The organism is Legionella maceachernii, assembly GCF_900167045.1.
GTDB classification, from domain to species: domain Bacteria; phylum Pseudomonadota; class Gammaproteobacteria; order Legionellales; family Legionellaceae; genus Tatlockia; species Tatlockia maceachernii.
Genome location: NZ_FUXJ01000009.1, coordinates 12,356 through 24,656, shown reverse-complemented (window position 1 = coordinate 24,656; position 12,301 = coordinate 12,356). Strand labels below are relative to the sequence as shown.

Sequence of the window (12,301 nt, the reverse complement as noted above, 5' to 3'; positions counted from 1 at the left end):
ATTAAAAAAGGGATTGCTGAATAAATCCATCGTTTTTTTCATCAGAATGGAAATGAACCCCTAAACCGATTAAACGGATTGGCTTTTGTTCGTTATAGATTTTATTGAATAAATCATAAAACGCCTGCAGATTTACTTGACTATTCTTAACTTCTGCAGTTATTAATTGAAAGTCCTCAAACTTAATTTTAATGTACTGATTTTTTATCAAAAAATCAGACGCTGAATCGGCAATTCGCTTTAACAATTTTTTATATAAATCATCAATAATCTGCCGTGCTTGTGCTGAATCATTAATATTCGCAGTCAGCGTGGTTTCAACACTTAACGATTTACGCACTCGATTAGGCTGGACTGGGCGATCATCAATGCCTCGGCATTGATTATAAAGATGCTGTCCCAACTTCCCAAAATGTTGAATTAATACGCGTAAAGGAATTTCCTGTAAATCAGCGCATGTCATAATATTCATGCTTCTTAGTTTTGTGGCAGTGACTTTTCCAACGCCAAAAAGCTTAGCTACCGGCAATTGGTTCACAAATAACATGACATCCTCAGGACGAATCACACATAATCCATTGGGCTTTTTCCAAGCACTCGCTATTTTTGCTAAAAACTTGTTAGGTGCCACGCCCGCAGAAGCGGTTAATTTTTCCGCATGCCAAATTTTTAAACTAATTGCTTCTGCGATCCATGTGCCACTTCCTCGATACTGCGTACAATCGGTTACATCAAGAAACGCTTCATCTAACGATAACGGTTCAACACAATCAGTAAACTCTTTAAAAATGGAATTGATCACCTGAGAGACTTGCCGATACTTAGGCATATTGACTGGTAGGACTAAAAGATCGGGACATAGACGCTGGGCCATGGCCGTCGGCATTGCTGAGCGAACGCCATATTGTCGAGCAATGTAATTGCAAGTACATAGCACGCCTCGTCTATCCGATGCACCTCCTACAGCCACAGGTTTATGAGCCAAGGAAGGATTGTCACGAACTTCTATCGCGGCATAAAAACAATCCATATCAATATGGATAATTTTACGTACTTTTGTCATTGTGCTCGATGAGCTTAAAGTTAATCGCTTCATTTTATCGAGGCGAGTGTTTCAATACCAGGTTCACTAAAATAAGGTGCTTCTTATCGATCTAGGCCACTCTTTAATGAGAAAACAACCTTATTGTTACCTCTTTTCCTTCTTTGCTTTCTGGTCCAACAATTTCTGCACGCACCTCTCCTAATTGGGCCATTATGGCCTGCGGATTTAAAACGGCACCTGCATTGATGTATCGGAAATGAGGATGTCCCTCAAATTGCAGAATGGTATTTAGGAAAGAAACTAAAGGTATTTCGGGGCCTACTTCAAGTTTTGTTAATGCATACTTTAAAGTGTCAGGATGTTCAGGGCATTTGGAATGCATTGAAGGAACAAACAAAATTTGAGCGTCTTTAGGCCAATCGTTTTTCGCGCTGATGATTCCAAAAGGAGGTAACCGCTCACCAATTTGTTTAAGAACAAAATTAAAATGGGAATAATTCGTGTGCGAGACTAATAAAATTTGGATATCCTTGTTTGCCTCTAATAAGGCTTTAAATTCGGAAATTCGCTTTAACGATTCCTCATTAACCTGGGCCATGGAATTAAAAATCGCCTGAAAATCAGCGAAGCTCATTTGAACCTTGAAATGCTGGTTTAGATTTTCACAAAATTGTTCAAGAGTGATATCAGCTACTCTTAAAGGTTTTAAATTGGGAACCATCCAATCCCAAATCTTTTGTCCAGTGATTTCCGGATTTCGACTAGCAAAATATTGTGTAAAGCCGTCTTTCAATTTTTGCACATCGGAGGATATAAATTGGCCTATAGAGAAAACAGCGATAATCATTTTTGCCCCCACTATTGAGATTGCACTATTGTAATAAAAAAATACAGCTGTGTCATTCACATTCCACCTTTTTACAATGAATTTCTTCTTTGGTTTCTGCTCAATCAATAGCAAATAATTTTCTCAATGATCGCCGAAAAATAAGGAACCACTATTAATTTGGATTTTTCTATCAAGGAAATTAAGAATTGCAATTTTAGTGATAAATGATAAAGTTTCGCTTTTTTGGTGAAAATCCCTCGTAAATATGCGTCTATGGCAGTTTTAAAAAACTTAAACTTTTACTTCATTTTGTTTTTATATTTGCTTAGCCAATTCTCAGAGGCTTGCAATGCAGCTATAGCCGACCAGATACAACAAAAATTCGACAGTAACCTCTTTAAACTCAAACCCATTGTCCAAGCGCATTATGCTGTCCGGTTATACCGAATCACGGGTAAAAAAGCGTATTTATATCCGATTATCGCTTTTCAATATATTGAAAGCACCCAGCTCAATCATTTATTACACACAATAAATTCTAAACGTGCCCATTTTCATACGAGCCTAAAACCTGCTCATAAGAGCCTCTCAAAAGCAGCAAAACGAAAAACCTTTCTCGCTCAATTTCCGGAAATGAGTCATCTACTTAAAATACTCCTTATTCTTGATCATGCACAGCAGTTCCATCTCTTAAATTCACCGTTATATCCTCATGCCCAATTAGCGATGTCGCAAATCAAAAAAAACCTGCGCCCCCTGAACCGGTTTCTCTTAAATCGTTCAGTGATAAAAACATCACCCGCCCAAGTGGCTAATTTTATTTTTCTTCTTAATCGGCTTAAGTTGATCGATCTTAGAAAAGAATACATTCATCTCTTTCAAAATTTATTTACGGACAGTAACGATTCTTACCTTAATGACAAGGCGTTTGAAGATAAAATTTATGGCATGACTCATATCATTTTTGCGGCAAGCAACTATTATCAAAAGCGAGTAAACTATAAGCATTTCCAGTGGATATATCGCTATTTTGAGCAACACATTGAGATCATCTTAAAGAGAGTTAAACCCGATATTGTCGCTGAAGTGGGGCTCGCTTTCTGCTTACTGGATAGCCACAACCATTCCTCAATCATCAATAAGATTAAGCAACATTTAAAGAGTAAATACGATGCTATCCAGCAAATGATTCCCAATAAATCAGGAAGTGATGATTTAAACTTAGCGGAGCATCGGAATGTGTTAACGATAATGCTCTTTAAGTGGCCATTATTGCTTCATCCAGGACCAGATTTGGCAACAATGACCGATTTTCTCGATACTTTACATCAGAATCAACCATTATAAATGAGACCCCTTTTGCACTCGAATTGTTTGGCCATTAAGGGGAAAATGAAATGATTGCGAATGGATACTATTCTTCAGGATGTTTTTTTACTCTTGCAATGTTCTAAAAACGATGAGAAATTATTTTATATTTCAACAAAATCGACAAATGCATTGGGATTAACTTTGATGATTAACGATACGACGAATACACTCTTCCACTTAGCTTTTCCAATTCATGATTTTGACTTAGCGAAACGTTTTTATCTAGAACAGCTCGGCTGTAAGCTTGGGCGTGAATCAGAGCATGCCCTCATTTTTCAATTCGGGAATCATCAAATTGTTGCTCATAAAATCGATACCCTCCTACCAATGCAACAAGGTATTTATCCCCGACACTTTGGCTTGATTTTTCTTGAAAAAGCCGAGTTTGACGCATTTGTACACCACTTAACGAAGCAGCAAATGCAATTTGAGGTGCCGTTAAAAACGCGCTTTCCTCAGTCTAAGATAGAACATCAGTCTTTTTTTATTAAAGATCCCAGTAATAATTTACTCGAATTTAAATATTACACTCATGCGTCTGCGATTTTTGGCGAACAAGAATTGAAACGGATCGGTGAAAGCTAAAATGGCCTATCGTCGTGGCTTTGCTTGCCCCCTTTCTAAAAATGAGTGGATAATGATTTATGACAACTAAAATAATAACCTCAAAAGGGGGTTGCCTTGCATCCTCACTGTAGTTATTTAGCCAGCAGCGCACTTTTATCCAACGGATGGGCTGATGATGTGCTGATTGAGGTAGACGAGACAGGATACATTACCCACATTAGCGGTAATCAAACATCCAGGCATGCCATTCGCCTTGAAGGGCTCCTGCTTCCAGGCATGCTGAATCTTCATTCTCATGCATTCCAACGTGCTATGGCAGGACTTGCTGAGCGAGCAACCGCAGAGAAAGATAGCTTTTGGACTTGGCGAGAAATCATGTACCGATTTCTTGAAAAACTAACCCCGGATGATTTGCAGGCAATTGCAGCTCAAGTGTACATCGAAATGCTTAAAGCTGGATTTACGACTGTCGGCGAATTTCATTATATTCATCATCAACCGAACGGCAAGCCTTATCAGGAAAGAGGCTTAACCTCACACCATATCATTTCTGCTGCCTTGGAAGTTGGGATTGCAATCACTCATTTGCCTGTACTCTATAAGTACAGTGGATTTGGCGGACAAAAACCTGCAGACAATCAAAAACGATTTATTAATGATGAGACACACATCCTTGAGATGATCGCATCGCTTCGAAAAACTTATAAAAATAATCCGCAAGTCACGATTGGATTGGCTCATCATTCACTTCGCGCCGTCACACCAGAGATGCTGCAATACGCCACGGCTGGCATGCACCACATCGCCCCTAAAAGCCCCATTCATATCCACATTGCGGAACAAACAAAAGAAGTCGAAGATTGCTTACACTGGTGTGCACAACGTCCAGTAGAATGGTTATTGAGTAATGTGGACGTCAACCAGCATTGGTGCCTTATTCATGCCACTCATATGACAACGCTCGAAACGCAGCGCCTTGCCCGTAGTCATGCGGTTGTTGGGCTTTGTCCGATCACCGAGGCAAATCTAGGTGACGGTTTATTCAATTTACCCGAATACCTTCGTGAAAAAGGGAAATGGGGAATTGGTACTGATAGTAATATCGCCGTGAGTGGTATTGAAGAATTACGCCTGCTTGAATACGGTCAGCGACTCCTTCACCAGGAACGCGCTATTGTAAAAACACCCAATGAACCCTCTGTTGGCACCTCACTCTACCGTATGGCGCTGCAGGGAGGAGCGCAAGCATTAGGACGTCCTGCAGGCACTATTGAAATGGGTAAACGTGCTGATTTCATTGTTCTCGACACCCAAAGCCCTTCGCTTTTATTTCGATCGAACAGTCACATTTTAGATGCCTTAGTTTTTGCTACGAACACTAATCCTGTTCGGCATGTGATTGCGGGAGGAAAACATGTCGTAAAAAACTTTAGGCATGTTGCGGAGGATGAGGTATTCAAAGCCTACGTAAACACGATGAAAAAACTTTCACACTAGGTGACTTTAGAATGGAATTATACCAATACATCCCTGGAACCGTGCCTGTCTTATTGAGTCTTCCTCATACAGGGACCTATGTTCCCAATAGCTTATTGCAGCGCTTTTCTGCATCGGCGAAACAACTTCCTGACACCGATTGGCATTTAGAACAACTGTATAGCTTCGCACAAGACATGGGGATTCATCTCTTAATTGCCACCCACTCTCGCTATGTGGTAGACCTTAATCGCCCGCCTAATGGAAAATCGCTCTACCCTGGCAAATTCACTACAGGCATATGCCCAATAACGTCATTTGATGGCGGCCCTATCTATCAAAAAGGGATGGAGCCCAGTGAAGAGGAAATACAAAATCGCATTGCAACTTATTGGTTTCCTTATCACCATAAGCTGCAATCACTTATTGATGAATTGAAAACCAAAAGTCGTGTTATTCTATTTGATGCACACTCCATTCGCTCGAAAGTACCCAGCTTATTTGAGGGCGTGTTACCCAGCATTAACTTAGGTACAGCAGATGGCCAATCCGCTGACAAAGCCCTGATCGATAAAGTGACCACTTATTGCCAAAATACCGCTTACTCTACTGTGCTGAATGGGCGCTTTAAGGGCGGATACATTACGAGGCATTATGGCAACCCCGCTGCTAATATCGATGCAATCCAATTGGAACTCACCCAACTTAACTACATGGATGAATCGTTCCCATTTACTTATGACCTGGATAAAGCCAAAGAATGTCAAACCATGCTTTCTGAATTGCTGACCTTACTTATTGCTGAAACCTCAAAATAATCCGTAGGTCGGTTTTGGCCCGACCATGTTTGATTAAGAATTCCTTTAAATTCGTCAAATCACGGCTCGACTTACCATTAGGAAAACTGCCCAAGACACAACGCCGTTATCGTTGACTCTCTTAGGCCCACTCTCCAATATAAGAAACCCTGAAATTGAGACTTTTCGTTGCATTTAACCCAGTTAATACTTGCATCGATGAGCAGGGAATCACAGGCGATAGGCACTCCACTGATCAAAAAAGGAAGACGACCGCATCTGGGGTTATCCTACCTGGCTATAACCGGCATCGACAAATAAAGTATGCGCATTAATCATTCCTGCTTCGGGTAAGCATAATAAATAAATGGTGTTTGCTACATCCTGCGGGGTTAATGGACGAGCAGCCAGTGAATGCGCTTGATATTCATCAAGCAATTGTTCTCGATTGGGAAAATACTTTAATGCATCCGTGTCGACTACACCGGCGGAGACGGTATTCACCGTCACTCCGTATTCCGCCAACTCCAGACTTAATGAACGAACCAAGGCCTCTAAGGCTGCTTTTGAAGCACCAATAAACCCATAATTAGGAATTGCTCGATGGGCGCCTAAGCTGGATAAGGCAATCACACGCCCCTCTCTGCGAAGTAAAGGTAAGCCCTCCACCACCAAATGGTTTAATGCCAATGCATTGGTTTCCATACACCATCGCCAATGTTTGGTCGACATTTTCAATGCAGGCTTTAAAACACCACTTGCAGCATTACTGATTAGAAAATCAAGGTGATCGAAGTAATTACAAAAAGCGGAGTACATTTCCCTTACGGATTGTTGATCAGCGACATTCGCCTGAATAGCTATCGCTTTTCGACCCAATGCCTTGATTTCTTCCACTACAGCCTGTGCTTCATCTGAACTATTATAATAAACGATTCCAACATCAGCTCCACATTGTGCCAATTTCAGTGCCGTTGCCTTTCCAATACCTCGTGCCCCACCAGTAATCAACGCAACTTTATCAGTAAATTGGAGCGCCATTCGTTCTGTCCTCTCGATTAAAATGCCTCAAACTACAGGGATTTGATTGTCCTGTCAATGCGCCTTCTGCTTAAGTAAATTCCTTTCAATCCACAGATGTCCTTGTGTCAGAGCGTCTAACTTTGTACCATTTGCAAACCGTATAACTACATCAGTACATAATGAAGCATTCTTGGTTAAACAGTGTCTTACCGATTGCTGCCATATTTTCCTTTCGTATGCTGGGATTATTTATGTTAATCCCCGTATTTACCGTTTTTGCAACTCATCTTCAAGGAGCAACACCTGCTCTTATTGGTTTGGCATTAGGAAGTTATGGTTTAAGCCAAGGCATTTTGCAGATGCCCATGGGTATGCTATCTGATCGTTTTGGCAGAAAACCCATCCTAACGATGGGATTACTTTTTTTTATTTGCGGCAGTTTAATTGGGGCGCTAAGTCATTCCATTTATACCATGATTCTTGCAAGGGCATTACAAGGAGCGGGAGCAATTGGTAGTGTTTTAATTGCATTGCTTGCTGATCTCACACCCGATGAGCAACGCACAAAAGCCATGGCAGTGATTGGTATGACAATTGGTTTATCCTTCAGTTTAGCCATGGTAATAAGTCCTGCACTTACAAACCATTTTGGTCTAGCCGGCATTTTCTATTTAACCACTGCTTTAGCCCTACTGGCTCTGTTTTTTGTGCATGCCGTCATCCCCTCACCCCGAAGGGAATGTTTTCATATTGATAGCGAAGTTGATTCCTCCCTTTTGAAACGGGTTATTCTGAATAAACACTTGCAGCGTTTAAATTTTGGTATTTTCTTTCAACACTTTATTTTAACCGCCACTTTTTATGTGATACCTATGCTTTTACAGCAACAAGTGCGGCAAGGAAATTTGACGGAGCAATGGTATTTTTATCTTCCGCTGATGCTTTTTTCTTTCGTATTAATGATACCCTTTATTCTCATAGCAGAAAAAAGGCAGAAGATGAAATTAGTCTTTTTGCTATCTGTTTTATTAATTAGTCTTGCCCAACTGTTTCTCGTTATAGCGAGCGGGTATTGGTTGGTTTTTTGCGGTTTAATGTTTTTATATTTCATTGCATTCAATATTCTTGAGGCTATCCTGCCATCTCTTGTCTCGAAGCAATCTGGCCCCACTACAAAAGGCACAGCAATGGGAATTTACTCCACGAGCCAATTCTTGGGAATTTTTGCGGGTGGCTCAGCAGCAGGATTGTTATATCAGTTGGCTGGAAATAAAGGGGTATTCTTTTGTAATGCGCTAATTAGTCTAATTTGGTTAGTTATTGCTTCTTTCATGAAACCTGAAGTTTATCTTTCCACTTTAATTGTAAACTACCCTCCTACAGTAGAAAATGAAACCACATTAATTGAGCAATTAAAAACCCTTGTTGGAATCAAAGACGTCTTTATTGCCAGAGAAGAAAAGGTAATTTACCTGCGCATTGATAGATACACATACCAACCAGGCAGTGTTGAAAAAATATTGAATCAATCGCTTTAGATAGGGCACTAGGATTAACTTTTCGCTAAATCGTTAATCCTAAGCTACTTCAAAATGCTAAATTTGATTTTTTTGCTCAGGAAACTTATACCCTGTTCTATTGCGAGACTTAAAAGACTCTGGAGTGAAAAAGCGATAGGTTAAAAATAGCATTTTGAAGTAGCTTGGGTATATAATTCTGCTCTAACTTTCGCATGCAGGAGAACAAAAAATGGCTCGTGGGATCAATAAAGTTATCTTGGTAGGCAATGTCGGCGTTGACCCAGATGTAAGATATATGCCGAATGGAAATGCGGTGACTACGCTATCAGTAGCTACCAGTGAAACATGGAAAGATAAGCAAACTGGAGAAAAGCAAGAACGTACCGAATGGCATCGTGTAGTCTGTTTCAATCGTCTCGGTGAAATTGCGGGCGAATATATCCGGAAGGGCTCTAAGCTCTATGTCGAAGGCAGCCTACGTACCCGTAAATGGCAGGATCAACAAGGGCAAGATCGTTATACGACAGAAATTGTTGCTTCTGATATACAAATGCTGGACGGCAAAAGTGGTGGTTCTGCTAATTATGAAGAGATGCCTTCTTCACCTCAAACACAACAACACCAAAATTCCCGAAAACCACAAGCCGCTCTTTCACCACAAGACGCTTTTGATGAATTGGATGATGATATTCCATTTTAATTATCCGATATTCCTAGTAGTTTCGACTAACACCTTATCGATAAACAGCAACTGCCCTTTAAGTCAGTTGCTATAATCTTCTTTTTGAACCATCTTGATAGGCTAAATAGGCTTTGCCATGAGCTAGGATCACAGTATCCTTGGGGAATGCTTTTCTAATCAGCTCAGCATCAGTTTGCTGGCCTAGCCATTCAACTGCAGTCACCCTTGTTGAAGCAAAATCAGCATGTGTGTTGCTTAAGTGGATGGAAAAAGCCTTAGCGTAAGTAAAAGGCAATTTTTTTTGAATTAGACCAACGGTTTCAGTAATTGTCCGCGGAAGCGCAAAAAGCAAGATGGCCTCCCCTACGGGAGCCTCATCAGCCTGGATAAAAATAGCGATGCTTTCTTGGTTAAATTTTTTTGCTAAATGCTGGGCCAAAGGAAAGATCAAATTCTCATCCAAAGTGTGGCCTGAAATAAGCTCACTATTATCCACAGTTACTGTTTGCGTACCTCTCATTTGATACACACCAAGAATAGTTTCAAATTTTCCTTGCTTTACCTGATTTTTTTGTAAGAGATCTATGATGTTGCTTTTCAATTCTTCTTGCAGGGAACTGGTTAATCGGGAGTAAGCCTCTCTTGTCTCAATTGTGTCCGTATTATTTGAAATAAAAAGCTTAAACGATAAATTTTCTTGTGCATAAGAAATTGTTGACAGAAGCAGCAGAAATAAACTAAATAAGGCAGGCATTGAGCTCACAGAATAACGGGTGATGAATTAAAGAAACACATAAGAGACTCCATCTTTTATATGAGACAGTAATTAAATAAAAAAATCCCGCTTAGGCGGGAATTATAAGAAAAAGCAATTTATAACCGGAAAGAAGAGAAGCACACCTAGGCCAATCACCTTACCAGGCAATCAGCCCTTCTATAACTACTCTTCAGCAGAATTTTCCTCTGCCACAGGTCTATCTACCAGTTCAATAATTGCCATTGGCGCATTATCACCAGCACGGTAGCCACATTTTAAAACTCTTACATAGCCACCAGGGCGTTCACTGTAGCGAGGGCCTAGAACAGTGAATAATTTACCAACTGCACTTTTTGAGCGCAATCTATCAAACACATATCGTCGTGAGGAAACAGAGTCTGATTTACTAACGGTGATCAACGGCTCAATATAACGACGTAGCTCTTTCGCTTTGGGTAGCGTTGTTTTGATTAACTCATGCTCAATAAGAGAAGTGCACATGTTAGAAAACATTGCCTTGCGATGGCTACTTGTACGGCTCAATTTTCGGCCAGTATTACGGTGACGCATGACTAAAACTCCTAATATTACTCGCCAAGATTAGCTGGCGGCCAATTCTCAAGCTTCATCCCCAAAGATAAAGAACGTGAAGCAAGGACATCTTTGATCTCGGTTAAGGATTTTTTACCCAAATTGGGCGTTTTTAATAATTCATTTTCTGTTTTTTGAACCAAGTCACCAATATAGTAGATATTCTCAGCCTTCAGACAGTTTGCTGAACGAACAGTAAGTTCTAAATCATCCACAGGTCTCAATAAAATAGGATCAAAATCGATTCGCTCTTTATTATCCGTACGAGACTCTTCAAACTTCATATCCACAAAAGCATGCAATTGACGCTGAAGAATAGAAGCAGAGATGCGGATAGCTTCTTCTGGATCTAACGTTCCATTAGTTTGTAAATCGATAGTAAGCTTATCTAAGTCTGTACGATTCTCAACCCGAGCACTGTCGACGAAGTAAGCGACTTTCTTCACAGGAGAAAATGTATTATCAATTTTCAATTTACCAACCGATTTATGCTCCAACTCATCTTCGTAAGAACGTATAAAAGAATCAGTTGAATGAAAGCCAACACCTCTTTCGATTTTCAAAGTCATGTTCAACTTTCCATTCTCATTGAGGGTTGCAATAACCAAATCGGGATTGACAATTTCTTGACCATGAGTCAATTGAATATCGCCAGCAGTCACTTGGCAAGGGCCTTCCTTACTTAATGTCAGGAGTGCCTCGTGGCCGGTTGTTAACTTGATGGCCACTTGCTTGAGGTTTAAGAGAATATCAACAACATCCTCCTGTACACCTTCGATAGTACTGTACTCATGCAGAACACCATCAATCGTTACTTCTGTAATAGCACAACCCGGCATCGATGACAAAAGTATTCGTCTCAGGGCATTACCAAGAGTATGGCCATATCCGCGCTCTAATGGCTCAAGAACAATACGCGAGTGATATGGTGACTCAGAATGCACTTTGAGTACAGTCGGGGTTAGCATTTCATTTATTTCAGTATACATTCGGCTATTTCTCCGAGCTTACTTAGAGTAAAGTTCTACAACTAAATTAACATTATATAAAGCAGATAAGTCATTTAGCGTTGGCACGGTTGTAAGAGTGCCCTTTAAAGAACTTGAATCAACAGTTAACCAATCACAAGGAGCACGCTGTTCGGAAAGAGCTATAGCAGCTTGAACTCGTCCTTGCCCCTTTGCCTTTTGGCGAACAGAAATAACATCGCCAGGTTTAACCAAATAGGATGGTATATTAACTACTTGATCATTGACTAATATGGCTTTATGAACAACCAATTGTCTTGCTTCCGCACGTGTACAAGCAAAACCCATGCGGTAAACAACATTATCAAGCCTTCTTTCTAGTAAGATCATAAGATTCTCACCAGTAGAACCCTTTTGTCTAGCTGCTTTTTTGTAATAATTACTAAATTGCTTTTCCAAGACGCCATAAAGTCGTCTGATTTTCTGCTTTTCACGTAATTGGATACCATAATCACTCAAGCGTGGACGTTTTTCGCCATGTTGACCAGGTTGCTTTTCAGCCTTACATTTTGACTTATAATCACGGACACCACTTTTTAGATATAGGTCAGTACCTTCTCTACGTGATAATTTACATTTTGGACCAAGGTATCTAGCCATTAATAAACTCCTGAA

Annotated in this window: 13 protein-coding genes; 6 read left to right on the top strand and 7 right to left on the bottom strand. The window is 40.3% G+C overall.

Annotation, left to right across the window (positions count from 1 at the left end):
• Position 1 precedes the first annotated feature (1 nt).
• On the bottom strand, positions 2-1,063 hold the full coding sequence (gene dinB, locus B5D33_RS08945) for a DNA polymerase IV (protein WP_058452035.1): 1,062 nt from the start codon (positions 1,061-1,063) through the stop codon (positions 2-4).
• A 103-nt stretch (positions 1,064-1,166) separates the two neighbouring features.
• On the bottom strand, positions 1,167-1,952 hold the full coding sequence (locus tag B5D33_RS08940; RefSeq protein ID WP_058452034.1) for an MBL fold metallo-hydrolase: 786 nt from the start codon (positions 1,950-1,952) through the stop codon (positions 1,167-1,169).
• A 195-nt stretch (positions 1,953-2,147) separates the two neighbouring features.
• Between B5D33_RS08940 and B5D33_RS08935 the strand changes: the two genes are divergently transcribed.
• The 4 genes from B5D33_RS08935 to hutG all read left to right on the top strand — a co-directional run bounded on the left by B5D33_RS08935 (position 2,148) and on the right by hutG (position 6,106).
• Entirely contained in the window at positions 2,148-3,221 is a 1,074-nt protein-coding gene (locus B5D33_RS08935) for a DUF3541 domain-containing protein (RefSeq protein ID WP_058452033.1), read from the top strand.
• A 60-nt stretch (positions 3,222-3,281) separates the two neighbouring features.
• Positions 3,282-3,830, top strand: coding sequence for a VOC family protein (locus B5D33_RS08930; protein WP_234802487.1), 549 nt, complete (start codon positions 3,282-3,284; stop codon positions 3,828-3,830).
• A 96-nt stretch (positions 3,831-3,926) separates the two neighbouring features.
• Positions 3,927-5,309, top strand: coding sequence for a formimidoylglutamate deiminase (locus B5D33_RS08925; RefSeq protein WP_058452032.1), 1,383 nt, complete (start codon positions 3,927-3,929; stop codon positions 5,307-5,309).
• An 11-nt stretch (positions 5,310-5,320) separates the two neighbouring features.
• Complete coding sequence (gene hutG / locus B5D33_RS08920) at positions 5,321-6,106, top strand: N-formylglutamate deformylase (protein ID WP_058452031.1); 786 nt, start codon at positions 5,321-5,323, stop codon at positions 6,104-6,106.
• Positions 6,107-6,370: 264 nt separating this feature from the next.
• On the opposite strand, the gene fabL is transcribed toward hutG, so the two are convergent.
• The gene (fabL, locus tag B5D33_RS08915; protein WP_058452030.1) at positions 6,371-7,126 is read right to left on the bottom strand and encodes an enoyl-[acyl-carrier-protein] reductase FabL; all 756 of its coding nucleotides are present in this window, start codon (positions 7,124-7,126) and stop codon (positions 6,371-6,373) included.
• 161 nt (positions 7,127-7,287) lie between these two features.
• Here fabL and B5D33_RS08910 point away from each other — a divergent pair, with 161 nt between their 5' ends.
• Both B5D33_RS08910 and ssb read left to right on the top strand, forming a co-directional pair.
• Positions 7,288-8,646, top strand: a complete 1,359-nt coding sequence (locus B5D33_RS08910; RefSeq protein ID WP_058452029.1) for an MFS transporter — start codon at positions 7,288-7,290, stop codon at positions 8,644-8,646.
• Between the two features lie 211 nt (positions 8,647-8,857).
• Entirely contained in the window at positions 8,858-9,328 is a 471-nt protein-coding gene (gene ssb / locus B5D33_RS08905) for a single-stranded DNA-binding protein (RefSeq protein WP_058452028.1), read from the top strand.
• A gap of 70 nt (positions 9,329-9,398) precedes the next feature.
• Here the strand turns inward: ssb and B5D33_RS08900 are convergent, their stop codons facing one another.
• The 4 genes from B5D33_RS08900 to rpsD form a co-directional block, all read right to left on the bottom strand.
• Positions 9,399-10,064 carry a hypothetical protein gene (locus B5D33_RS08900; protein WP_058452027.1) on the bottom strand — a complete coding sequence of 222 codons (666 nt, stop codon included), beginning with the start codon at positions 10,062-10,064 and terminating at the stop codon, positions 9,399-9,401.
• Between the two features lie 186 nt (positions 10,065-10,250).
• Complete coding sequence (gene rplQ / locus B5D33_RS08895; RefSeq protein ID WP_058452026.1) at positions 10,251-10,637, bottom strand: 50S ribosomal protein L17; 387 nt, start codon at positions 10,635-10,637, stop codon at positions 10,251-10,253.
• Positions 10,638-10,654: 17 nt separating this feature from the next.
• Positions 10,655-11,647 carry a DNA-directed RNA polymerase subunit alpha gene (locus B5D33_RS08890; protein WP_058452025.1) on the bottom strand — a complete coding sequence of 331 codons (993 nt, stop codon included), beginning with the start codon at positions 11,645-11,647 and terminating at the stop codon, positions 10,655-10,657.
• 18 nt (positions 11,648-11,665) lie between these two features.
• The gene (rpsD, locus tag B5D33_RS08885; protein ID WP_058452024.1) at positions 11,666-12,286 is read right to left on the bottom strand and encodes a 30S ribosomal protein S4; all 621 of its coding nucleotides are present in this window, start codon (positions 12,284-12,286) and stop codon (positions 11,666-11,668) included.
• Positions 12,287-12,301: the final 15 nt, after the last annotated feature.